The 23,656-nt window shown below is 58.1% G+C and carries 20 protein-coding genes and 3 tRNA genes; 7 read left to right on the forward strand and 16 right to left on the reverse strand.

Annotated elements, in window-relative coordinates; translation table 11 throughout:
* The first annotated feature begins 86 nt into the window (after window positions 1-86).
* From BLW11_RS09460 to BLW11_RS09470, 3 genes are all read left to right on the forward strand, one after another.
* Window positions 87-842 carry a tRNA-uridine aminocarboxypropyltransferase gene (locus tag BLW11_RS09460; RefSeq protein WP_048358958.1) on the forward strand — a complete coding sequence of 252 codons (756 nt, stop codon included), beginning with the start codon at window positions 87-89 and terminating at the stop codon, window positions 840-842.
* A 302-nt stretch (window positions 843-1,144) separates the two neighbouring features.
* A complete protein-coding gene (gene erdR / locus BLW11_RS09465; RefSeq protein WP_048358957.1) occupies window positions 1,145-1,795 on the forward strand; it encodes a response regulator transcription factor ErdR in 651 nt (216 codons plus the stop codon).
* A 75-nt stretch (window positions 1,796-1,870) separates the two neighbouring features.
* Window positions 1,871-2,233, forward strand: coding sequence for a diacylglycerol kinase (locus tag BLW11_RS09470; RefSeq protein WP_048358956.1), 363 nt, complete (start codon window positions 1,871-1,873; stop codon window positions 2,231-2,233).
* Here the strand turns inward: BLW11_RS09470 and BLW11_RS09475 are convergent.
* Window positions 2,230-3,156 carry a LysR family transcriptional regulator gene (locus tag BLW11_RS09475; RefSeq protein WP_048358955.1) on the reverse strand — a complete coding sequence of 309 codons (927 nt, stop codon included), beginning with the start codon at window positions 3,154-3,156 and terminating at the stop codon, window positions 2,230-2,232. The two genes, BLW11_RS09470 and BLW11_RS09475, sit on opposite strands and share 4 nt — an antisense overlap.
* Window positions 3,157-3,273: 117 nt before the next feature.
* Here BLW11_RS09475 and fpr point away from each other — a divergent pair, with 117 nt between their 5' ends.
* Window positions 3,274-4,053 carry a ferredoxin-NADP reductase gene (gene fpr, locus BLW11_RS09480; RefSeq protein ID WP_019827846.1) on the forward strand — a complete coding sequence of 260 codons (780 nt, stop codon included), beginning with the start codon at window positions 3,274-3,276 and terminating at the stop codon, window positions 4,051-4,053.
* A 119-nt stretch (window positions 4,054-4,172) separates the two neighbouring features.
* Here the strand turns inward: fpr and tsaA are convergent, their stop codons facing one another.
* From tsaA to rimO, 5 genes are all read right to left on the reverse strand, one after another.
* Window positions 4,173-4,868 carry a tRNA (N6-threonylcarbamoyladenosine(37)-N6)-methyltransferase TrmO gene (tsaA, locus tag BLW11_RS09485; RefSeq protein WP_048358954.1) on the reverse strand — a complete coding sequence of 232 codons (696 nt, stop codon included), beginning with the start codon at window positions 4,866-4,868 and terminating at the stop codon, window positions 4,173-4,175.
* A 130-nt stretch (window positions 4,869-4,998) separates the two neighbouring features.
* Window positions 4,999-5,460 carry a YehS family protein gene (locus tag BLW11_RS09490; RefSeq protein ID WP_048358953.1) on the reverse strand — a complete coding sequence of 154 codons (462 nt, stop codon included), beginning with the start codon at window positions 5,458-5,460 and terminating at the stop codon, window positions 4,999-5,001.
* 76 nt (window positions 5,461-5,536) lie between these two features.
* Window positions 5,537-6,247, reverse strand: a complete 711-nt coding sequence (locus tag BLW11_RS09495) for an rRNA pseudouridine synthase (protein WP_048358952.1) — start codon at window positions 6,245-6,247, stop codon at window positions 5,537-5,539.
* 71 nt (window positions 6,248-6,318) lie between these two features.
* A complete protein-coding gene (locus BLW11_RS09500; RefSeq protein WP_048358951.1) occupies window positions 6,319-6,783 on the reverse strand; it encodes a GNAT family N-acetyltransferase in 465 nt (154 codons plus the stop codon).
* A 107-nt stretch (window positions 6,784-6,890) separates the two neighbouring features.
* On the reverse strand, window positions 6,891-8,228 hold the full coding sequence (gene rimO, locus BLW11_RS09505; protein ID WP_048358950.1) for a 30S ribosomal protein S12 methylthiotransferase RimO: 1,338 nt from the start codon (window positions 8,226-8,228) through the stop codon (window positions 6,891-6,893).
* 341 nt (window positions 8,229-8,569) lie between these two features.
* On the opposite strand from rimO, the gene BLW11_RS09515 reads away from it, so the two are divergent.
* On the forward strand, window positions 8,570-10,471 hold the full coding sequence (locus BLW11_RS09515) for a potassium transporter Kup (protein ID WP_048358949.1): 1,902 nt from the start codon (window positions 8,570-8,572) through the stop codon (window positions 10,469-10,471).
* A 121-nt stretch (window positions 10,472-10,592) separates the two neighbouring features.
* On the opposite strand, the gene BLW11_RS09520 is transcribed toward BLW11_RS09515, so the two are convergent.
* The 5 genes from BLW11_RS09520 to BLW11_RS09540 all read right to left on the reverse strand — a co-directional run bounded on the left by BLW11_RS09520 (window position 10,593) and on the right by BLW11_RS09540 (window position 15,412).
* Window positions 10,593-11,867 (reverse strand): virulence factor family protein, encoded by a 1,275-nt coding sequence (locus BLW11_RS09520; protein ID WP_048358948.1) that lies wholly within the window; start codon window positions 11,865-11,867, stop codon window positions 10,593-10,595.
* Window positions 11,867-14,509 (reverse strand): bifunctional lysylphosphatidylglycerol flippase/synthetase MprF, encoded by a 2,643-nt coding sequence (mprF, locus tag BLW11_RS09525; protein ID WP_048358947.1) that lies wholly within the window; start codon window positions 14,507-14,509, stop codon window positions 11,867-11,869. The genes BLW11_RS09520 and mprF overlap by 1 nt, the downstream gene beginning before the upstream one ends.
* Before the next feature lie 259 nt (window positions 14,510-14,768).
* A tRNA-Met gene (locus BLW11_RS09530) sits at window positions 14,769-14,845 on the reverse strand.
* A 162-nt stretch (window positions 14,846-15,007) separates the two neighbouring features.
* Window positions 15,008-15,084: transfer RNA gene (locus BLW11_RS09535), tRNA-Met, on the reverse strand.
* A gap of 251 nt (window positions 15,085-15,335) precedes the next feature.
* Window positions 15,336-15,412, reverse strand: a tRNA-Met gene (locus BLW11_RS09540).
* Window positions 15,413-15,701: 289 nt separating this feature from the next.
* On the opposite strand from BLW11_RS09540, the gene dinB reads away from it, so the two are divergent.
* Complete coding sequence (gene dinB, locus BLW11_RS09545) at window positions 15,702-16,763, forward strand: DNA polymerase IV (RefSeq protein ID WP_048358946.1); 1,062 nt, start codon at window positions 15,702-15,704, stop codon at window positions 16,761-16,763.
* A 97-nt stretch (window positions 16,764-16,860) separates the two neighbouring features.
* Here dinB and BLW11_RS09550 read toward each other — a convergent pair whose 3' ends face one another.
* The 4 genes from BLW11_RS09550 to BLW11_RS09565 all read right to left on the reverse strand — a co-directional run bounded on the left by BLW11_RS09550 (window position 16,861) and on the right by BLW11_RS09565 (window position 21,590).
* Window positions 16,861-17,814, reverse strand: a complete 954-nt coding sequence (locus tag BLW11_RS09550) for a hypothetical protein (RefSeq protein WP_048358945.1) — start codon at window positions 17,812-17,814, stop codon at window positions 16,861-16,863.
* A gap of 17 nt (window positions 17,815-17,831) precedes the next feature.
* Complete coding sequence (locus BLW11_RS09555; RefSeq protein ID WP_048358944.1) at window positions 17,832-19,547, reverse strand: proline--tRNA ligase; 1,716 nt, start codon at window positions 19,545-19,547, stop codon at window positions 17,832-17,834.
* Between the two features lie 102 nt (window positions 19,548-19,649).
* Window positions 19,650-21,194 (reverse strand): AmpG family muropeptide MFS transporter, encoded by a 1,545-nt coding sequence (locus tag BLW11_RS09560; protein WP_048358943.1) that lies wholly within the window; start codon window positions 21,192-21,194, stop codon window positions 19,650-19,652.
* 42 nt (window positions 21,195-21,236) lie between these two features.
* Window positions 21,237-21,590 carry an MGMT family protein gene (locus tag BLW11_RS09565; protein WP_074836754.1) on the reverse strand — a complete coding sequence of 118 codons (354 nt, stop codon included), beginning with the start codon at window positions 21,588-21,590 and terminating at the stop codon, window positions 21,237-21,239.
* 164 nt (window positions 21,591-21,754) lie between these two features.
* On the opposite strand from BLW11_RS09565, the gene BLW11_RS09570 reads away from it, so the two are divergent.
* Entirely contained in the window at window positions 21,755-22,768 is a 1,014-nt protein-coding gene (locus tag BLW11_RS09570) for a DUF481 domain-containing protein (RefSeq protein WP_048358941.1), read from the forward strand.
* 103 nt (window positions 22,769-22,871) lie between these two features.
* On the opposite strand, the gene BLW11_RS09575 is transcribed toward BLW11_RS09570, so the two are convergent.
* Window positions 22,872-23,630, reverse strand: a complete 759-nt coding sequence (locus BLW11_RS09575) for an SDR family oxidoreductase (RefSeq protein ID WP_048358940.1) — start codon at window positions 23,628-23,630, stop codon at window positions 22,872-22,874.
* Between the last annotated feature and the right edge of the window lie 26 nt (window positions 23,631-23,656).

The following is a 23,656-nucleotide window of genomic DNA, read 5'->3' on the forward strand; positions in this document are numbered from 1 at the left end:
CTGTTAAACTTCACGCCTATCTCTTGTGAATCCGTTCTTGCGCCAACCCTGGCGAATGGACGCTCGGCGCCTTTAAGTAAAAATCCATGACCCTGACTACCTTTTCCCCGAATGCTGTAGCCCGTTTGCGAGACGAGCGTGAAGAGGAGAGCACCAAGCCCTACCTGGCGCGTGGCTCACGTGCTCCGCGTTGCCATACCTGTCGCGTGATCGAAAGCCACTGCCTGTGCAGTTGGCGGCCTCAGGTCAGTGCGCGCTCGGGTGTGTGCCTGGTCATGACTAAAAAGGAAGTGTTCAAACCCAGTAATACGGGCTGGTTGATCGCTGATGTAGTGAGCGACAACTTTGCTTTTATCTGGTCACGAACCGAAACCGATGATGGCTTGCTCGCCTTGCTGTCCGATCCGCAGTGGCAGCCGTATCTGGTGTTTCCCGGTGAGTACGTCGCTCCTGAGCGAGTAACGCACACCGTGGATCTGGACAGCAGCAAGCGGCCGCTCTTTATTCTGCTCGACGCAACCTGGACAGAAGCGCGCAAGATTTTTCGCAAAAGCCCGTATTTCGATAGCTTGCCGATCTTGAGCCTGCTGCCGGAGAGGCTCTCGCGTTACCGCTTGCGCCGCTCCACGCGCAGCGAACATTTGTGTACCGCCGAAGTGGCCAGCCTGTGTCTTGATCTGGCAGGTGATACCCAGGCCTCAAGCGCGCTGGATGCCTATTTCGACGTGTTCAGCCAGCATTACCTGGACGCCAAGAATCAATTGCCGATGAATGAACTCAGTGTGGCGCACCAGGAACTGGGCGTTTTTGTAAAAGACCTTCCCCGGAATCGGGCTCAATAGACTAAAGAAGTAGCGATACAATTTTCGAACAGATGTAAGTGAGCGCCACGGTTAACTTTGGATGATGGCGCTGTGATAGCTTCTGGTTGGACCCGGGCGTCAGGTTTTCAACTTGACCACCCCAGTTTCGCTGGGCATGCTTGGCGCCGATTCGGCTGCAGCTGCTGCTAAAACGCTTATATTTGCCGACGTTTAGCGTAAATCGCGCCCTTTGACGCGCAGTCTTTGAACTGTTGCTCGAGTTGCCTTAGCGAGTCCTGGAATTGATCAGGGCTCGCCTGAAAAACAGGATCATTTAAAAAATGGCCACATACGAAATCCTGATTGCCGACGACCATCCGCTGTTTCGCAGTGCCCTGCACCAGGCTGTGAGCCTTGGGCTGGGTTCTGATGTTCGCTTGGTTGAGGTCGCCAGTATTGCCGAGCTTGAAACACAGCTGGCGATAAAGGCTGATTGGGATCTGGTACTGCTCGATTTGAACATGCCGGGTGCTTACGGTTTTTCCGGGCTGGTATTGCTGCGTGGTCAGTACCCGCAAATTCCGGTTGTCATGGTATCGGCCCAGGAAGAAGCCTCCATCATGGTGCGTTCGCGCGAGTTTGGCGCCAGCGGGTTCATTCCTAAGTCGAGCTCACTGGAAGACATTCAAAAAGCCGTGCGTGCTGTGCTGGACGGTGATGTGTCGTGGCCGCCTCAGGCGTTTGAGGATGTTCAGGTGTCGGCCGAGGCCAAAGCGGCCAGTGAAGGCCTGGCCAGTCTCACACCCCAGCAGTTTCGGGTGTTGACCATGGTCTGTGAAGGTTTGCTGAACAAGCAGATCGCCTATGAGTTGAGCGTTTCCGAAGCGACGATCAAGGCACACGTAACGGCAATTTTCCGCAAGCTGGGGGTTCGCACTCGCACCCAGGCCGCGCTACTCTTGCAGCAACTTGAATCAATTTCCAGCCATTAAATTGCCGGTCTTCACGCTTTTTTGACAAAGCGTGAACTAGCGTCCCTTTCTCATTTTTTGCGCAGTTGCCTACCTATGTCGCCTTTTAAGGGTAAAACCGGATTTAAACGGATTTTGAATGCAGGCGGTTATTCGCTGGACGGTTTGCGCGCAGCCTTTACCGGTGAAGCGGCATTTCGACAGTTGGTACTGCTTAACGTGATTCTGATCCCCCTGAGCTTCTTTCTGAATGTCAGCCGGGTAGAGCGCGCGCTGCTGATCGCGGTATGCCTGTTGGCCCTGATTGTCGAGTTGCTGAACTCGGCGATCGAGGCGGTGGTTGATCGCATCTCCCTGGACCTGCACCCGCTGTCCAAAAACGCCAAGGACATGGGGAGCGCCGCCCAGTTTGTAGTGCTGACCATGATCGCCGTGGTGTGGGCATTGATTCTGCTTTAAGCGATTGTCGGCAGTACGATCTCGTCGCTGCGCTGAACCCCTGCGGTGAAAGCGCGGCACAGCTCCAGAAATTCGCGCATGGCGGACGTCTGGTACTTCTTTTTGTGCCAGATAAAGAAAAACTGCCGGGCCAGGTCCAGATCGGGAGTTTCCACGGCCACCAGGCTGCCGCGTCGGAAGGCGTCGCGCAACGCCAGGCGCGAGATGCAGCCAATGCCCAGGCCTGACTCCACGGCGCGCTTGATCGCCTCGGTGTGTTCCAGCTCCAGTCGAATATTGAGCGCTGTTTGGTGATGGCGCATGGCCTGATCAAACGTCAGACGGGTGCCCGAGCCTTGTTCGCGCAGGATCCACGCCTCACGGGTCAGCTCTTCCAGCGTCGCGTAGCCACGAGCGGCCAGCGGATGCTGCGGGGCGCAGAACACCACCAGTTCATCCTCGACCCAGCTCTGCACTTCGATATCCGGGTGCGCACAATCGCCTTCGATCAGACCCAAGTCAATTTCGTAGTGGGCAACTTGTTGCACGATATGAGCTGTGTTTTGAACCACCAGCTTGACCTGGCTTTCAGGGTGCGCCTGCATAAAGCTGCCGATCAGCAGGGTCGCCAGGTAGTTGCCGATGGTCAGTGTTGCGCCCACGGTCAGTGAGCCAAAGCCGGACTTGCCGTTAAGCAGGTCTTCGATTTCCTTGGCCTGATCCAGCAAGGCGACAGCCTGTGGCAGCAACTGACGGCCAAGGGCGTTAAGGCTTAAACGCTTGCCTGCACGGTCGAACAGCTGGCAGCTGGTTTGGCGTTCGAGCTCGGTGATCGAGGTACTGGCAGCTGATTGTGAAAGGGCCAACAAACCGGCAGCGCGAGACACGCTCTCTTGTTGGGCGACGGTAACGAACACCTGAAGTTGTCTGAGTGTAAATCGCATATCGATATAACCGATAACCCTTATCTTAATAATTCAGTTAACAGATATTGTCGTCGCCATTAGAATGCTATGCAATCGCGCCCATAGTCAGCGCAGGCGAATTTAGGAGCCCCGTACATGAGCAACATGAACCACGAACGTGTCCTCAGTGTTCATCACTGGAACGACACCCTGTTCAGCTTCAAGTGCACCCGCGACCCGGGCCTGCGCTTTGAGAACGGTCAGTTCGTGATGATCGGCCTGCAGCAGCCCAACGGCCGTCCGCTTATGCGCGCGTATTCAATTGCCAGCCCTAACTGGGAAGAGCATCTGGAGTTCTTCAGCATCAAGGTGCCTGATGGCCCGCTGACTTCCCAGTTGCAGCATTTGAAGGAAGGCGATGAGATCATCATCAGCAAAAAACCGACAGGCACTCTGGTGCTTGACGATTTGAAACCGGGCAAGCACTTGTACCTGCTGAGCACGGGTACTGGCCTGGCGCCGTTCATGAGCGTCATCCAGGACCCGGAAACCTACGAGCGTTTCGAAAAAGTGATCCTGTGCCACGGCGTGCGTTACGTCAATGAAGTCGCCTACCGCGAGTTCATCACCGAGCACTTGCCACAGAACGAGTTCTTTGGCGAAGCGCTGCGTGAAAAACTGATCTACTACCCGACCGTGACGCGTGAGCCTTTCGAGAACGAAGGCCGCCTGACCGATCTGATGCGCAGCGGCAAGCTGTTCAGCGACATCGGTCTGCCACCTATCAACCCGCAGGACGACCGCGCCATGTTGTGCGGCAGCCCGAGCATGCTTGATGAAACCAGCGAAGTGCTCAACAGCTTCGGCCTGAAAGTTTCGCCGCGTATGCGCGAGCCGGGTGACTACCTGATCGAGCGCGCCTTCGTAGAGAAGTAACAAACGCAGATCAAAAAATGTGGGAGCGAGCCTGCTCGCGATTACGACCTGTCAGTCACCCATTCGGTGACTGGCACTTCACAATCGCGAGCAGGCTCGCTCCCACATTGCGTTTCAGGTCACTGCTTGGTAATGACTTCAAGCACACAGATCAGGCCGGGCTCGGGGTAATGCCAGCGTACGTCCAGATCCCAAAACTGCGCGCCGTACTCGCGTTCCGCTGTAGGCGTTTGGTAGGCCGGGCGTGGGTCTTGAGCCAGGCATTGCTCAATCAGCGCCACCAGTGGCTCCTGAAGGCGCAAGGCGTGTGTGTGCGCCTGTTGCAGGGCTGCATCGGCCCAGTGCACGGGAATCAACACTGGCGCAGCGCTGGCCATGTTGTTGCTGGCGCTGCTGATGATGTCGGCGTAAGGCACATAGGGTTTGATATCGAGAATCGGTGTGCCATCGAGCAGGTCGATTCCTGAGATAAACAGGCGATTGGCCTCGACCTTGTCCAGCTTGACCACCGATTGGCCGATGCCATTGGGGCGATGGGTGGCTCGGGTGGCAAACACGCCCATGGACTTGTTGCCGCCCAGTCGCGGCGGGCGCACCTTGAGGCGCGGTTTGTCTTCCAGTGCCTGATGGAACACAAACAGCAACCAGACATGGCTGACTTGCTCCAGCCCTTGCACCGCATCCCCCTGATCGAACGGCGCGACCAGTTCCAGCACGCCACGGGCGGCCGGGGCCAACTGCGGTTGACGCGGAATGGCGAATTTCTCCTTGAAACAGGAGCGCACAAAGCCGATGGGGGAGACGGTGTAGGTCATCGAAAGAAACCCTGTAGCCGCTGCCGCAGGCTGCGATGGGCTGCGCGGCGGCCCCGGTCTATTGAGCCTTGAAGATCTTTCAGATCTTATCGCAGCCTGCGGCAGCGGCTACAAAGGCGACAGTTGTGTATCAGTCGCGAACGCGCAGAGTCAGACCTTTCAGGAAGTTACGCAGCAACTGGTCGCCACAAGTGCGGTAGTTGGTGTGGCCAAACTTGCGGAACAGGGCGCTCAGCTCAGGCTTGGACACCGGGAACTCGGCGGCCTTGAGGATGGCGTGCATGTCGTCTTCCTTGAGTTCGAAGGCTACGCGCAGTTTTTTCAGGATGACGTTGTTGGTCACCGGCACTTCAATTTTGACGGCTGGGCGGCTGTCGTCCTTGCCGCGCTTGAAAATCACCAGGCCGTCCAGGAAGTGAGCCATCACTTCGTCAGGGCAGCGGACAAAGCCTTCTTCTTCGTCTTTTTTCAGGTAGGTCAGAACGTCTTCTTTGGTGACATCCAGGCCACCCATCTTGATGATTTCAACAACCTTGTTGTCGCTGATGTCGAGCATGTAGCGCACGCTACGCAGTACGTCGTTATGAATCATGTGGGCAATCCTGATATTCAGCAGTGAGCACCGCAGGCATTGCTGCGGTGTCGAAATGTTCGGGGTAGGGCGGTGCTTAGAACTTTTCTTTGGTCGTCATGTAGCGCCATTGGCCGACAGGCAGCTTGCCCATCGACACGCCGCCAATACGAATCCGGCGCATGGAAATGACGGTCAGGCCGACGGCCTGGCAGAACAGAGCAATAACGCCCGGCTGTGGATTTTTCATCGCAAAGCGTAGGCGGTTTTCACTCTGCCAGCTGGCTTTAACAGCTGGAAGTTCGCGACCCTTGTAGGTCATGCCGTGATTGAGCCGGTTCAAACCGTGGGGTGCCATCTCGCCAGAGACTTCAACCACGTACTCCTGCTCGATCTTGGTGGCGTCGGCGGTCAGCTTGCGCACGATTTTCCAGTCCTGGGTAAACACCAGAAGACCGCTGGCGTTTGCCTGTAGCTCGTTACCAACGCTCAGGCGCAGGAAATGGCCCTTGAGCGGGCGCTTGCCGTAGCGATGCTCTTCGCTCAGGGTCTCTGGGCCGATCAATGCCAAGGCGCTGTCGGTATCAATGCCGGCAGGAGCGTTGAGCAAAATGGTCACTGGCTCAGGCGCAGTAGCCTTGGCTTGCGGGTCCAGTTCGACTTTTTGGTTGTCGATCTTGAATTGCGGCTCGTCGATGACTTCGCCATCTACCGTGACCCAGCCACCTTCAATGAACAGTTCGGCCTCACGGCGGGAGCAGCCGACGAGTTCGATGAGGCGTTTGGAGAGACGTATCGGTTCAGACATGACAGGGGCCGTAATGGAATTGGGCGGCTATTGTACCCGCCTGGCGCCGGTTAAGCCCGGCAACATTTGCCTTATGCGCGCGCTGGGCGTTTATACCGCAGGTGCAGCAGCGGATAAGGCTGCCCCATACCGTCTTTTTCACAGCGCCCGACCACTTCAAAGCCTTGTTTGAAGTAAAAGCCAATGGCCTGCGGGTTTTGTTCATTGACGTCGAGTTGCTGCGCATTCAGTTCGTGGATGGCGTAGTTGAGCAGTACCTTGCCAACGCCCCGGCCACGGTAATCAGGGTGGATAAAGAGCATTTCGACCTTGCCCGCCGCCACTCCGGCAAAGCCGGTAATACGTTTTGAGTCCGGGTCCTTGCAGCAGATCAGCATCACGGCATCCAGATAGCGGTCTCTGACCAGGTCGCGTAATTGCTTGATATAGCTGTCAGGTAAAAAGTCATGGGTAGCGCGTACTGAGGCTTCCCATACGTCGGTTAACTCTTCGAAGTCCGTAAGGCGTGGCGTATGGACGAACCATTTTTGTTGCATCGTACGTGTCTCCTGACACTGATGATGAAAGCGATGGGTAAACAATAGCTGCAAAAAAAAGCCCTGACGCGTAGGCGGCAGGGCTTTTTTGAGAGGCAGTCGCTGTTTTAGATGACTTCAGCCCACAAGTCATACTCGTCGGCGTCGGTCACGCGGCACATGATCTTGTCGCCCGGCTTGATGTCTTTCTCGGTGGCGATAAACACGTTGCCGTCGATTTCCGGAGCGTCGAAGAAGCAGCGGCCAACAGCACCTTGCTCGTCTACTTCGTCGATCAGGACTTCGATTTCCTTGCCGATGCGCATCTGCAGGCGTGCAGCACTGATGGCCTGTTGATGGGCCATGAAGCGGTCCCAGCGTTCCTGCTTGACGTCATCCGGCACAATGGCCGCGTCCAGCAGGTTGGCAGGTGCGCCTTCTACCGGCGAGTACTGGAAGCAGCCCACGCGATCGAGCTGGGCTTCGGTCAGCCAGTCGAGCAGGTACTGGAAGTCTTCTTCGGTTTCGCCCGGGAAGCCGACGATAAAGGTCGAGCGGATGATCAGGTCCGGGCAGATAACGCGCCAGTTCTTGATGCGGGCCAGGGTTTTGTCTTCAAAGGCCGGGCGCTTCATGGCCTTGAGCACTTTAGGGCTGGCGTGCTGGAACGGGATGTCCAGGTACGGCAGGATCTTGCCGGCCGCCATCAACGGGATCAGCTCGTCGACGTGCGGGTACGGGTAGACGTAATGCAGGCGCACCCATACGCCCAGCGAGCTCAAGGCTTCGCACAGCTCGGTCATGCGGGTCTTGACCGGCGCGCCGTTCCAGAAACCTGTGCGGTATTTCACATCAACGCCGTAGGCGCTGGTGTCCTGGGAAATCACCAGCAGCTCTTTAACGCCGGCTTTAACCAGGCGCTGGGCTTCGTCGAGGACGTCGCCGACCGGACGGCTGACCAGCTTGCCGCGCATCGACGGGATGATGCAGAAGCTGCAGCTGTGGTTGCAGCCTTCGGAGATCTTCAGGTAGGCGTAGTGGCGCGGCGTCAGCTTGACGCCTTGAGGCGGCACCAGGTCGATCAGCGGGTTGTGGTTCAGGTTGGGCGGCACGGCGTCGTGAACGGCGTTGACCACTTGCTCGTACTGCTGCGGACCGGTGACGGCAAGCACGCTTGGGTGCACCTTGCGGATGGCGCTTTCTTCCACGCCCATGCAGCCGGTCACGATGACCTTGCCGTTTTCCTTGATGGCTTCACCAATCACTTCCAGCGATTCGGCCTTGGCGCTGTCGATAAAGCCGCAGGTGTTGACCACCACGACGTCAGCGTCCTGGTAGGTGGATACGACGTCGTAGCCTTCCATACGCAACTGCGTAAGGATGCGCTCGGAGTCGACCAGCGCTTTTGGGCAACCCAGGGAAACGAAGCCGACCTTTGGGGCAGCTGGCGTGGTAACGGTGGACATGGCGAACCTCGGTATGTAGTGACGTTACATGCCCGTAAAGGCTGCACGACGAACGGGCGCTTTGGGTCTGCTGGCGCTTTGTTGAGATTCTCAAAAAAGCGGTAGCAGGCTCTTGTGCGCCTCTGATCAAAAAAAGTGCGCAATTTTAGCTATGGTCAACGCAGTTGACCAGCGTTATACGGGGATTTACGACGAGTGCTGCGCTATGCTGCGCGCCGCCGCGCGAATAGGGTTTTTAATCCGTCATATTCCGCGGGTGAGAGTCGCAAAATCAGCGCATGCTGCTGATCAAAAGTAGTGTAGCCATTAAGAATCGCGGTCCAGGGTCGCAGGGGTGGTTGATGGGGCAGGCAAGCAGTCAGGCAGCAGAAGACGGTCACTCAAAGGCCAAGCCAATCGGGATGCTGGTTGCAGCAGTCGGTGTGGTGTATGGCGATATCGGTACCAGCCCGTTATACACCCTCAAAGAGGTGTTTTCCGGCGGGTATGGCGTGCAGGTCAACCATGACGGTGTCTTCGGTATTTTGGCGCTGATCCTGTGGTCGCTGATCTGGGTGGTCTCGATCAAGTACGTGTTGTTCATTCTGCGGGCCGACAACGAAGGTGAGGGCGGAATCATGGCCCTGACCGCGCTGGCGCGTCGCGCTGCTTCACCTTACCCCCGGCTGCGGTCGGTACTGGTTATCCTGGGGCTGATCGGAGCTGCGCTGTTTTACGGCGACAGCATGATTACCCCGGCGATCTCGGTCCTGTCGGCGGTAGAGGGGCTTGAGCTGGCTTTCGACGGGCTGGAGCGCTGGGTAGTGCCACTGGCCCTGATTGTGCTGGTGCTGCTGTTTTTGATTCAGCGCCACGGTACGGCCAGTATCGGCAAGTTGTTCGGGCCGGTCATGGTGGTGTGGTTTGTGGTGCTGGGTGTGCTCGGGGTCCATGGCATTGCGCAACATCCTGAAGTGCTCCATGCGATGAACCCGGTATGGGGTGTACGTTTCTTCGTGTCACACCCGGGCATGGGCGTGGCCATTTTGGGGGCTGTGGTGCTGGCGCTGACCGGTGCCGAAGCGCTGTATGCCGATATGGGGCACTTTGGGCGCAAGCCGATTGCCCGGGCCTGGTTCGTTCTGGTGCTGCCGGCGCTGGTGCTGAACTACTTCGGTCAGGGCGCTTTGTTGCTGGAGAACCCGGAGGCGGCGCGTAACCCCTTCTACCTGCTGGCGCCAAGCTGGGCGCTGATTCCTTTGGTAGGGCTGGCGACTCTGGCGACCGTCATTGCCTCTCAGGCAGTGATTTCGGGCGCTTTCTCCCTGACCCGTCAGGCGATTCAGCTCGGTTATATCCCGCGCATGCATATCCAGCACACCTCGAGTTCCGAGCAAGGCCAGATTTACATCGGCGCGGTGAACTGGTCGCTGATGGTCGGGGTCATTTTGCTGGTGCTGGGCTTTGAGTCCTCAGGTGCCCTGGCGTCGGCCTACGGGGTAGCGGTGACGGGCACCATGCTGATCACCAGCATTCTGGTGTCTGCGGTGATGCTGCTGCTGTGGAAGTGGTCCCCAATCCTCACCGTGCCGATCCTGGTGGGTTTTCTGTTGGTGGACGGGCTGTTCTTCATCGCCAACGTGCCGAAAATCTTCCAGGGCGGTGCGTTCCCGGTATTGGCGGGGATCGTGCTGTTTGTTCTGATGACAACCTGGCGGCGCGGTAAACAGCTGCTGGTGGATCGACTGGACGAAAACGCGCTGCCGCTGCCGCTGTTTATCAGCAGTATTCAGGTACAGCCGCCGCATCGCGTCCAGGGCACGGCGGTATTTCTGACCGCGCGCCCGGATGCCGTGCCCCACGCGCTGTTGCATAACCTGTTGCATAACCAGGTACTGCACGAGCAGGTGGTGTTGCTGACGGTGGTCAACGAAGATTCGCCCCGTGTACCTGCATCACGGCGATTTGAAGTAGATGCCTATGGAGCGGGTTTTTTTCGGGTGATCCTGCACTTCGGTTTTATGGATGAGCCGGACGTGCCGCAGGCGTTGAAGCTGTGCCATCTCGATGAACTGGATTTCAGCCCGATGCGCACGACTTACTTCCTTAGCCGGGAGACCGTGATCGCATCCAAGCTGGTAGGTATGGCGCGTTGGCGCGAAGCGTTGTTTGCTTTCATGCTCAAGAACGCCAACGGCAACCTGCGGTTCTTCAAGCTGCCGGTCAACCGGGTGATTGAGCTGGGTACGCAGGTCGAGATGTAGCCCTGTTTACAGGTACAAAAAAGCCCCGGCTCGCGAGAGTCGGGGCTTTTTGTATTGGGCGCCAGTAGCCGCCGCAGTTACCGGATTGACGAGGGTTGCACCCTCGTTCCTTCGGCAGCTGCTACAGGGGCTGATGTTTCTTGATCAGGTCTACCAGGCGCTGGGCCAGGGCCGGGTAGTTCTCGTCAAAGTGGTGACCGCCGGGCAGCTTCAGGCTTTCGCCGACGGCTGTCTTGGCGGTGCAGCCGCTTTCATCGACTTCTTCTGCACCGTAGATGCACACCACTTTGCTGGCAGGCAGTTTGGACATTTCCTCGCCCGTATCCGCTTCTGCACCGGCCTTGCCGAGCCAGCCATCAACATGGATCTCAAAGCTGCCACTGCGGGCAAAGGCCAGCAGAATGATAGCGTCGACGCGCTTTTGTTCGGCTTCGGGCAGGCGGTTGAAGGTGGCTGGCAGTACGTCAGCCCCAAACGAGTAGCCGACCAGTACAAAGCGCTGGGTGCCCCACTTTTGACGGTAGTGCTGCATCAGCTCGGTCAGGTCGGTGGCACTCTGCTCGGGGGTTTTGTGCTGCCAGTAGTAGCGCAGCATGTCGATGCCCACGACCGGGTAGCCGATCTTGGCCATTTCGCCGGCCACGTCGCGATCCAGGTCGCGCCAGCCGCCGTCACCGGACAGGAAAAGGGTCACGGTGCTGTTTTGCTGGCCGGCAGGCACTTCGACCACCGGCATGCTCAGCCCGCCGTTTTCATCGCCTACCAGCAATTTGCGCAGTTCGTTGCTCAATACCTGCGGGTAGTGAATGTCGTAGTCGCTGATGCTGGTCTGGGCATTGGGCTGGTCACGTACGAACGCGGCGCTTGGGTCGTCCGGGTTGTCGTTCCAGGCCACCAGCCAGTTACCGTGGGCGGCTGTTTTCGGGACGGGCAGGGAGCAGCCGGGCTCTTCAAGCTTGAAACCCACTGACACGGCTTGTGCCTTGTCGTTGCTTTGCTCGGCCAGCCAGCGCCAGGCCAGGGTTGCGCCCGGGCCGATACCGCTGACCAGGGTTGCAGGGCCCTTGAGTTGCTGTAGCGCGGTTTGCAGCGCCTGCTGTTGCAGGGTGCAATCGTCCTTGGGCAGGATCACCTGAACCAATTGCGCTTTGCCGCCGCGGCTCAAGGCCAGCAGTTGTTTGTCGTTGAGTGCTTCTTCGGCCGGGGTGGCGATCACCACTCGGGCCTGGGCTTTTTGACCGGGAGTCACTGTGGTCAGGGTTGAGCCATCGGTTTGGCTCAGGCGTTCTATCGTCGGTTCTGGGGCGGGGCGATTCCAGAACCAGTAGCCGCCTGCTGCAAGCGCGGCCAGAACTATCAAGGCAAGCAACAAAAACCGCCAGGAACGATGTTTCATTAACGTTTCACCAATCCAGTCAAGCCGCCTGCAATCAGGGCGGCGGTATCAGCCAGTGCGACCAGCGGATCAAGTCCGGCGGGCACGGCCATATAACGAGGTTCCCAGTCAGGCTGGAATTTGTCTTTAAAGCGACGCAAACCCTGGAAGTTGTAAAGGTGCTCGCCGCGCTGGAACAGCATCGACCCCAAACGCTGGGTCAAAGGTGCCCCGCGACGCGGTTGGAGGCCGGACAGCGGTACCATTCCCAGGCTGAAACGTGCGTATCCATGCTTTTTATAATGTTGAATCAGGCCGACCATCATGAATTCCATGGTCAGTTTTGGGGCATCCGGGTGGGCGCGCATCAGGTCGAGGCTCGACAGCTCATGGCTGTGGGTCTCAAGCAGGTTGGCGAAAGCCACCGGTTTGCCTTCAAAGCGAATGATCGCCACGCGAAAGTGCTTGATGTACTCCTCGCTGAACCGTCCGAGGGAGAAGCCTTTTTCGCGCACGTTTTTACCGGTGAGCCAGGCATCCGAAATCACCTTAATCTCATCCATCGGTGCTTCGCCCGGCTCATGGATCTCCAGCGACAGGCCATCACGGGTGCCGCGGTTCCAGGTGTAGCGCAGGTCTTTCATCTCTTTGCCTTTGGCTTCGAGATCAAAGCGGTGCAAGTCGACCCGGGCTTCTTCGCCAAGCTTGATCGCGGTCAGGCCGATGTCCATATAGAACGGCAGGTTTTCGGCGCGGACCTGATAGAACACCGGGCGAGCATGGTAGGTGTCGCACAGGTCGCGAAACTGCCAGATCAACTCGGCACGTTGCTGGGGCGGGCCGATAGGGTCGTACAGCGCCACCAGGCTGCGCCCGCGGCGGGCGTACATCAGGTAGGCGTTGTCGTCAGGGTGAAACAGCAGCGCCTTGTCGCCGGTCAGTGCCAGGCCGCCGTCAGGCTGGTCGGAGGCCAGAAGGATTTTCTCGGCTCTTTGCAGCTCCTCAGCGTCGGGCAAGTGGATCACCGGGCGCGCGGTGCGCAGCAGCCAGGTCAGCGACACAATCACCAGCAGCACTGCCGCACCCATCAACGAGCGCAGGCCGCGGGGGGCGTCCGAGTCGAGGGTGAACTGCCACCACAGTTGATGGCTGTAAGGAACGTCTTGGTAGGCGAACAGCAGCAACCAGATCGAGGCGCCCAGTACGCAGACGCTGGCCACCAGGTACAGCGGTGAAAACGGCAATTCGGTCAGGCGGCTCGGGCGATAGAACGAGCGGCGGAACAGCCCCAGCAGGCTGGCAGTCAGGACCAGGATGCTGGCCTCTTCCCAGTCAAAGCCTTTGAGCAGGGAAAGCACGGCACCCACCAGCAGCAAGATCGTGGTCAGCATCCAGGCGGCAGACAGGCGGCGGCGCAGGCCTTGGGCCAACAGCAAGCACAGTACGCCGATCAGGCTGGCGCCAAAGTGTGAGGCGTCAATCAGGCGATGGGGGATAAGAAAGCCAATGTGCTCAAGCCGGGTGTCGATCTCGGGTGTGGCGCCGGAGAACAGCAGAACCACACCGGACATGAATACCAGTACCGCCAGAACCGGAGCGGCCAGGCCCGAGGCCACGCGCAGGCTTTGCCGGGTATGAATCAGGCGTTGAGCTTCGTTCATCAACAGCAGCAGGCAGGCAATCAGCAGCGGCAGAATCACATAGATCATGCGATACAGCAGCAGGGCGGCGGCCAGCGGCGCGGCACCGAGCTGGTCGGCAAAGGCGGCCAGCAAGATGGCTTCAAAGACCCCGACACCGCCGGGTACGTGGCTGAGTACGCCGGCAGCCAGTGCCAGCAGATAAACCAGCATGAAGGCGCCAAAAGGCGGTGCTTCGGGCAGCAGCAAATACAGCACGGTGGCCGCAGCGGCGACGTCCAGTGCAGTGATCACCAATTGCAGGAAGGTCAGGCGCGGGCTCGGCAGGCGTAGCGTGCGACGCCCGGCCTTGACCAGCAGGTTGTCCGGGATCGGTTGCTCGGTCAGACGTCGGCGATAGATGCCCAGCGCCAACAAGCCAAAAAGCGCCAGAACTGCGAATGCAATCGCACCCAATAGATAAGCAGGGATATGCAGGGCTGCGGAGGCTGCGGGCAGGTTGCTCAGCGTCGCCAGTGCTGCCAGGGGCGGCAACGCACAGCCCAGTGACAGGCTGGCGAACAGCGTCATGTGGGCAACTTCTGACGCGCCTACGCCATGACGGGCATACAGGCGATAACGCACGGAGCCGCCCGAGAGCAGCGACAGGCCGATGGCATTGCCGATGGCAAAGGCGGTAAAGCCGCCCAGGGCCAGGGTTTTGGGTGGCAGCTTGACCCCGGCATACCGGCTGGCAGACCACTCATAGCCGAGCAGGATCAAAAAGCCCACGGCAGTCGCAGCCACAGCGCCGAGGAGGGCGGGCTTGGGAACTTCCATGATCGAGTCGTGCAGTGCGTACAGATCAAGTTCGCTAAGCAGGTGGCGACACGCAATCAACGCTATTGCAAACAGCAGCAGCGTGAGTGCCAGGCCAATGGGTTGGCGATACTTGCTCAACAAATCCAGCCAGCGCAAACGGGTCGCGGCGATCGGGTGGGCTGCTGTAACGGCTTCTTTAAGTTCTGGCGAGTTATCGGGCATCAATCACCTCGTGGATCGTGCGCGATAGGATGGAGGCATAGGCTCAAGTTACCAATCCTTTTGGTCAAAATATTTCTAAATATTTTCAGTTGTTTGCCTGAGGTTCAGGTTTGGCTTCTGGAAAAAAGGTAAATGCTGTCGCAGAGCTTAGACGACCGAACTTTCAGAAATATGACGTTTAATGTCAATAAACGCTTGGTGCAGACTTTTCGAGCGCGCACAAAAAAGGCCACTCTTTCGAGTAGCCTTTTTCGATGTTTGGTTGCGGGAGCCGGATTTGAACCGACGACCTTCGGGTTATGAGCCCGACGAGCTACCAGACTGCTCCATCCCGCGTCTGTGTGGGCGCATTCTACAGAGAACCGCTGAGGTGTCAACCCTAAATGTCGTAAGCGGTTGAAATACCCGGTTTTAATCCTGGCCTCTCCAATAGTAAGGAGGAGGGCAAAAACACCCGGGCACAAAAAAGGCCACTCTTTCGAGTAGCCTTTTAATGTTTGGTTGCGGGAGCCGGATTTGAACCGACGACCTTCGGGTTATGAGCCCGACGAGCTACCAGACTGCTCCATCCCGCGTCTGTGGAGCGCACTCTACAGTGATGCGGTGGGGAGTCAACCTTTAATGCATAAATGCAGTAAATAAGATCAAAACAGCAGAATTATGGGCGCAGATACTAATTGGCTGTAGCAACTGGCGGGTTGGAGGGTGGTGCGGCCTGCATCGCTGGCAAGTCGGCTCACGCGGGTATGGGGTCTCTGGTCGGGCAGGGGGACAAAATAGACGCGCACAAAAAAGGCCACTCTTTCGAGTAGCCTTTTTCGATGTTTGGTTGCGGGAGCCGGATTTGAACCGACGACCTTCGGGTTATGAGCCCGACGAGCTACCAGACTGCTCCATCCCGCGTCTGTGTGGTGGATTCTACAGCGATACGCTGGGCTGTCAAACGTTAATTTAGAAAAAAGTGTTCTGCTTCAATTGGTTAGATCAAAAATCCGGTTATAAAAATGGCTGCAGGCCATATGGCATAAGGGGTGTAGCTCTATTAGGGAGCTGGATTCGATTGAAAAAACAAATTCATTACCGGAAAGCTCCGCGTCTGTCGGGCAGAATTACGACTACTGGTGCTATATACAGTTCGCAGTGACATACTGGCGATCCGCATTGCCTACTCCCTTTAAGAACGCCGCCTTACATGACGCAGCGCAAAATCATCCACGTCGATTGTGACTGTTTCTATGCCGCTATTGAGATGCGCGATGACCCGAGCCTGGCAAACAAGCCGATGGCTGTAGGAGGGTCGGCGGATCATCGTGGGGTTATCTCTACCTGTAACTACGAAGCGCGAGCCTATGGTGTGCGTTCGGCGATGGCTTCCCGGCATGCGCTCAAGCTGTGCCCGGACTTGATCATCGTTAACGGCAGGATGGATGCCTATAAAGAAGCGTCCAGAGAGATCCATGGCATTTTGCGCGATTACACCGAGCTGATTGAGCCACTGTCGTTGGATGAGGCCTTTTTGGATGTGTCGGATAGCCCGCATTTTTCCGGCAGCGCCACGCGCATTGCCCAGGAGATCCGGCGCCGGGTTTCCAATCAGTTGCACATCACCGTATCGGCGGGTGTAGCACCCAACAAGTTTCTGGCCAAGATCGCCAGTGACTGGAAAAAACCCAATGGGCTGTTCGTCATTACCCCGGATCAGGTCGAAGACTTTGTGTCGGCGTTGCCGGTTAACAAGTTGCACGGGGTGGGGAAGGTCACGGCAGAGAAGCTTGGGCGGCTGGGGATCGAAACCTGCCTTCAGTTGCGTGACTGGAACAAGCTGGCGTTGGTGCGTGAGTTTGGCAGTTTCGGTGAGCGGCTTTGGGGGTTGGCGCGCGGGATTGATGAGCGTTTGGTGCAGAGCGACAGCCGGCGTCAGTCGGTGAGTGTAGAAAACACCTACGACACTGATTTGCCCGATCTGGCCAGTTGCCTGGAGAAGCTCCCGGAGTTGCTCGATACCCTTAACAGGCGCATTGCGCGCATAGACAGCAGCTACCGGCCCGGCAAGCCGTTCGTCAAAGTGAAGTTTCACGATTTTACCCAGACCACGCTGGAGCAATCCGGTGCGGGTCGTGATCTTGAAAGCTATCAGGGCTTATTGGCGCAGGCGTTTGCACGCGGCGCCAGGCCCGTTCGATTGCTTGGGCTTGGCGTGCGTTTGCAGGATTTGAGTATCGGGTTTGAGCAGCTGGAGCTGTTCAAGGGGTAAAAGCTGTAGCCGCTGACGAGGTACGAGGCTGCGATGGGGTGCGTAGCGGCCCCAAAGAGCGAAGTTCCTGCGTGCACAGCGGCTACAACGAGTAGTGTCAGCTAACGCCTGGGTCCGCTACCAGTCGCCCGGCATTCTTGGTCAGAGACTGAAGGAATTCACGTTGTAGCTCGGGGTCGTTGCGCGTGAGTTCGATCAGGCTTTGTTCCAGTTCACTGGCTTCTTCTTCCAGCCCCAGTTCTGACAAGCGCTTGACCCGATGTACCCATTGGTTGACGTCGTCACCCTCAAGGTCGTCGTAGATCAGGTTATGCGCTTCGAGCAGCTTGCCGCGCAGGCTGCTGCTGATCGACAGGGTCGAGTCCGAATGGGTTTCGTCCTGGGCGTCTTCAACAGTAATGGTCAGCTTGCCGATGTGGTTGAGGTCTTGCTCGGCAAAAGGGCTGTCCAGCAGATTCAGGCGCAGCACGCCGTTGCGGTCGGTTGTCAGCTCATGGTTCTGCTTGCCGGCCTTGACCACAACCGGGCGCTCGGCCCACGGCAAGCTTGAATACTCCAGGCGCTTGTCGCGCTGGATATCATCAATGCCTGCCAGGTTCTGCTCGGCGCGGCCGTGGGACTGCACGTTCATCGCCGGGTTTACACCTGCGAAGCCGTAGTTGATCCAGTCCTTGGTCACGCTGTCAGGCAGTTGCCCGAACATGAAGACGTTAAGCACATTGGCACCTACCCCGGCGACGATAGCCACCGCACCCAGCGGGATCTCATAGACTTCACGCCAGGGCTGGTAAGGGGTATAGCGGTCGTAATGCCGCGTGACATCGAACTCGGTGACCTCAAAGGTCTTTTGTTCATTGATGCGCACACGGCGTTGCGGCAACTCAAGCACTGCGGGCGAGCCAACATCGATCTGGAGGCTATGGGCGAGCAGTTTTCGCTCAATGCGCTCCTCGTGCTCGCTGCGTTGCGACATGTGATTGGCACAGCCGCTCAGCAGCAGGGCGCCGCACATGGCGGCGCCCCCGAGGGTTAAGGTGTTTCGAGTGAACATGGCGTCTCTATCTGGTTTCAGCGACGGATACGCGCCTGAAGGAAGGCAAGTACGTCAGCAACGGGCAGGGCTTGCGGCTCTGCTTCGGTGCGGCTCTTGTATTCCAGGTTGCCTTCTGCGAGGCCACGGTCGCTGACCACGATCCGGTGAGGAATGCCGATCAGTTCCATGTCGGCGAACTTGATGCCGGGGCTGGTTTTCTTGTCGCGATCGTCCAGCAGCACTTCAAAACCGGCTGCCGTCAGTTGCGCGTAAAGGTTGTCAGTGGCTTCACGAACCGCTTCGGTTTCGTAGCGCAGGGGAACCAGTGCTACCTGGAAAGGTGCCAGGGCATCGCTCCAGATAATGCCGCGATCGTCGTTGTTCTGCTCGATGGCCGCCGCAACAACGCGCGAAACACCAATGCCGTAGCAGCCCATTGCCAGGGTGACCGGCTTGCCGTTTTCACCCAGCACCTGGCACTTCATCGCTTCGCTGTACTTGGTGCCCAGCTGGAAGATGTGGCCGACTTCGATGCCGCGTTTGATTTCCAGCGTGCCTTTGCCATCCGGGCTCGGGTCGCCGGCAACCACGTTGCGCAGGTCGGCAATGGTCGGTACTGGCAGATCGCGTTCCCAGTTCACGCCGAAGTAGTGCTTGTCGTCGATGTTGGCACCCACGCCGAAGTCGCTCATCAGCTCGACCGAACGGTCAATGATGCACGGCAGTGGCAGGTTCAGCGGGCCCAGCGAGCCTGCGCCGGCGCCGATGGCGTCACGCAGTTCTGCGTCCGAAGCCATGGTCAGCGGGCTTGCCACCAACGGATGGTTGCCGGCCTTGATTTCGTTCAGCTCGTGATCGCCACGGATCACCAGAGCGATCAGCTTGCCTTCTTCGGCGGCGTGAACGATCAGGGTCTTGACGGTCTTTTCGATTGGCAGGTCGTAGTTTTCTACCAATTGAACAATGGTCTTGGCATCAGGCGTGTCGACCAGGCGCAGCTCTTGGGTAGCAGCAGGGCGCGAGGTTTCGACAGGAACGGCTTCGGCTTTTTCGATGTTGGCCGCGTAGTCGGAGCCATTGCTGAACACGATGTCGTCTTCGCCGGACTCGGCCAATACGTGGAACTCGTGTGAGCCGGCACCGCCGATGGAGCCGTTGTCCGCTTCAACCGGGCGGAAGTTCAGGCCCAGACGGGTGAAAATCTTGCAGTAGGCTTCGTGCATGCGGTCATAGGTGACCTGCAGCGAAGCGTTGTCGACGTGGAACGAGTAGGCGTCCTTCATGATGAACTCGCGGCCGCGCATCAAACCGAAGCGCGGGCGTGTTTCGTCACGGAATTTGGTCTGGATCTGGTACAGGTTGATCGGCAACTGCTTGTAGCTGTTGAGCTCGTTGCGGCACAGATCGGTGATGACTTCTTCGTGGGTCGGGCCTACGCAGAACTCGCGCCCGTGGCGATCTTTCAAGCGCAGCAGTTCGGCGCCGTATTCTTCCCAGCGACCGGACTCTTGCCACAGCTCAGCCGGCTGGATGCTCGGCATCAGCACTTCCAGAGCGCCAGCAGCGTTCATTTCTTCGCGAACAATGGCTTCGGCCTTGCGCATGATCCGCAGGCCCATGGGCAGCCAGGTGTACAGGCCGGAAGCAAGTTTGCGAATCATGCCTGCGCGCAGCATCAGCTGGTGGCTGATAACGACCGCATCTGAAGGCGTTTCTTTCTGTGTGGCGAGCAAATATTGACTGGTGCGCATGGTTAGTCGTTGCCGTGCTGATGACTAGAAATGACTGGGCATTGTACGGGCGTGACGTGCTTGCGTACAGGGTGGGCGGGGGAGAGGGGCTCCCCCTTGTGTTTACGGGTGTTTTTCGAGGTCGACAACAGGTTTCTGGCGAGCCCGGCGGGTTTCCTGGAACCAGTGCAGGCTGATCAGCAGCAGCGTCGGAATGCCCATAAGCGCAGTGATGATGAAGAACTGGTGATAACCATACTTCTCGACCATGACCCCCGAGTACCCGCCCATCAAACGTGGCAGCAGCAACATGATGGAACTGAGGAGGGCGTATTGGGTGGCGGAAAACTTGAGGTTGGTCAGGCTGGACAGGTAGGCCACGAACGCCGAGGTGGCAAGGCCGGAACTGAAGTTGTCGAGTGAAATCGTGACGACCAGCATCTCCATGTTCGGGCCCATGTCGGCCAGTAACATGAACAGCAGATTGGTGCCTGCCGATGCCGCACCGCCAATCAGCAGGATCGGCAAAATACCGAAGCGCACAATCAACAGGCCGCCCATGCCGGCGCCGACGAGGGTCATGATCAGCCCGAAAATCTTGCTGACACCGGCGATCTGATCCTTGGTGAAGCCCTGGTCGATATAGAACACGTTGGCCATCACGCCCATTACCGTATCCGACATGCGATAGGTGGCGATCAGGCCGAGCAGCAGCAGGGCTTGCCAGCGATAGCGCACGATAAAGTCGTTTACCGGTGTAAGCACCGGAGCCAACCCGCGTCGTCCGATAGATGACAGGCAGAACACCGTCAGCAGGGTGTACAGAATCGCCCGCAGAAAGGCCCGATCTTCCATCACCAGGTTCATCGGGCTGATGCCTTCAAACAGCACGCCTGCAAAATCGGTGTTGTAGAGCTGAGTGAACATGGCCGGGACAGAAACCAGCAGCACAATCAGTACGAAAACAGACGCCAGTTGATGACCGAAGCTGTAGCGCCCGGCTGACAACTGGGTGCGTAAAGGCACCGGCGGTTCGCGCATGAACAGGGTGGTGAGCAGCGCGGGCACCATCAGCAAGCCGAACAGCACGTAGGTGCCGGTCCAGGCCGAGTGCTTGTAGTTGAAGCCCGTAGAGCCGAAACCCTCGGCAAAGAACAGGGCGCCAGCGGTGGCCAGCAGGGCCGCCACGCGATACCCGGACATGTAACTGGCGGCGAGCGCGGCCTGGCGGTTGTCTTCTGCGATTTCCAGGCGATAGGCGTCTACGGCAATGTCCTGGGTCGCCGAGGCGAAGGACACGACAACCGCGATGGCAATCAGCCAGGAAAGATGTTTTTGCGGGTCACAAAAGCCCATGCCGATCAGGCCCAGGATCACCAGCACCTGTGAAAGCACCAGCCATGAGCGACGCCGGCCCAGTTTTCCGAGCAGCGGCAAACGCCATTGGTCCAGTAGCGGGGACCACACCCATTTAAAGGCATAGGCCAGCCCGATCAGGCTCGCATAGCCGATGGTTTCACGGGCCACACCGGCTTCGCGCAACCAGACGGAAAGCGTTGAGAACACCAGCATGTACGGTAGGCCGGCAGCAAAACCGAGCAGTAACAGCACAAGGGTGGAGGGGCTGGAATAGGCAGCTAGCGCTTCGCGCCAGGTTTTACGGGGCATGGACTGGAGTCTGCCTCTGGTTGCGGAAACAAAGGGCGCACTCTAACCGCAGTGCTCTATCGGGCGCCAGCCATGGCGTTGTATATCCACGCGATTATTCATGATGCTTATGCCTTCAGCGCGCAAACGCGCCCGCTGTTCGTCACCGGACGGGCTGCCTGCTGGCAAGCTGATGCGCCCGCCAGCTGCGAGTACCCGGTGCCAGGGCAGGCGCGTGCCTTCGGGGAGTTGGCTGAGCGTTCGCCCAACCCAGCGTGCCGCCCGACCCAGCCCGGCCAGTTCGGCAAGCTGGCCGTAAGACACCACATAACCGGCGGGCACCATCATCAAGGTTGAATACAGCGCCGTTCGACGAATCTCGGCCGGGGTTTGAGGAGGGGCGGTCGGTGTGCTCACGGCGTACTTCTGATCAAAGGGTTGAAGTCTGAGGTCTGAGGTCTGAGGTCTGAGCTGAACTATAGAGGGAACTCCAACACAATGAGTCGGTCTTTCTTCCTCAAGGGCGTGTCCAACGGGATAATGCCGGCAATCTTTCGTACTCCTGAGTTTCTCGCCCGCTTATGTTGTCCAGAACCCTGTTATGTCTTGCTGTTTTTAGTGCCTCTACGCCTTTGCTTGCCGATACGGTGTGGTTGAAAAACGGCGACCGTCTGAGCGGCAAGATCAAAGTTTTCGATGGCGGCAAGCTGCTGATCCAGACCGAATACGCGGGTGCAGTCCCCATTGACTGGAAGCAGGTCAAAACACTGGAGAGTGATCAGGAGTTGTTGGTCAAGCAAGATGCCTATACCGGCGAAAAAGCCAAATCGTTGCTCGCTGCCGATGAGGGCCGCGTAACCCTGGCTAATGGAGAGGCGCCCAAAACAGTCGCGCTGGCCAGTATTCAACAGATCATCAAGCCAAAGCCTGTGATTGAAGACCTGGTCTGGAAAGGCAATGTCGATGTGGCCCTGGACTACAAACGGGCGGACAAGGACACCGATGACTACGACATCGACTTCAAGACCACTGCCCGTCACGGGGCCTGGCGTCATCACGCAGAAGGCGAATACAACCGCGAGTTTCAGAACGATGCGGTAACCGCCGACAACTGGACCGCCGAGTACGCGCTTGATCACTTCATCGATGAAAAGTGGTACTGGCAAGGCCGCCTGACTTACAACCGCGACAGGGTGGAAGACATTTCTCGCCAGCGCACAGTGGGTACGGGCCCGGGCTATCAGTTTTGGGATGACGAGCTGGGTGCGTTCTCGCTGGGTTCACTGCTGAACCGCACCGACTATGAATACTCTGATGGCAAGAAAGACAACTTCTACTCGCTGGCCGTGAAGTGGGATTACAACCGTTACTTGATGGGCAAAACCGTGTCGATCTTCACCAATGGTGAGTTAGGCAAGTCACTGGAGGGGGGATCGGACTACAGCCTCGATTCCGAGGTCGGGTTGCGCTACAAGGTGACGGAGTGGGCATCATTGAACCTCAAGGCTGAAAAAGACCTGATTGGCAGCTCAAGCGGCTCTGATAATTCCCTCAACAAGACTCGCTACACCATGGGGTTTGGCGTGACCTGGTAAACGCACACACAAACCTGTAGCCGCGGCCGCACGAAGCGCCTTCAAAAAGCGGGGCCGCTCTGCTGCCTGTCGCAGCCTGCGGCAGCGGCTACAGGGTGTTGGCTTAGATCCGCAGCCCGCCATCGAGCTCCAGAATGCGCCCGGTGTAGTAGTCGTTCTCGAAAATGTACGCCGCCGAGTGGGCGATTTCTTCGACTTTGCCCATGCGTTTGAGCGGGATGCCGGACGTCATTTTTTCGAGGGCTTCGGGTTTCATGCCCAGTGTCATTTCGGTTTCGATAAAACCCGGCGCAATCCCGGCAACGCGAATGCCGTAGCGCGACAGCTCCTTGGCCCAGGTCACGGTTGCCGCAGCCACCCCGGCCTTGGCCGCCGAGTAGTTGGTCTGCCCGACGTTGCCGGCGCGCGAAATCGACGAAATGTTGATAATCGCGCCCTGGCTGTTCAACTCGATCATTTTCGCCGCCACCTCACGGGTGCACAGGAAAACGCCGGTCAGGTTGACGTCGATCACTGCCTGCCATTGCGCCAGGCTCATCTTGGTCATGACCCCGTCCTTGACCTTGATCAACAAGCCATCGCGCAAAATGCCGGCATTGTTGACCAGGCCATTGATCGCGCCAAAATCTTCTGCAATTTGGGCAACGGTTTGCGTAACCTGTTCTTCGTCAGCGACGTTGCACAGGTAGGCGCGGGCTTCTACACCCTGTGCCTGGCAAGCTGCGACCGCCAATTCGAGCTTTTCCGGATTGAGGTCCACCAATGCCAGTTTTGCACCCTTGGCAGCCAGATACTCAGCCATGGCGCGACCCAGCCCTTGGCAGCCGCCAGTGATAATGATTACTTTGTCTTTTAGTTGCATGAGTGCCCTGATCTCGACCGTTATCG

Origin of the sequence: Pseudomonas deceptionensis (assembly GCF_900106095.1) — a bacterium.
GTDB classification, from domain to species: domain Bacteria; phylum Pseudomonadota; class Gammaproteobacteria; order Pseudomonadales; family Pseudomonadaceae; genus Aquipseudomonas; species Aquipseudomonas deceptionensis.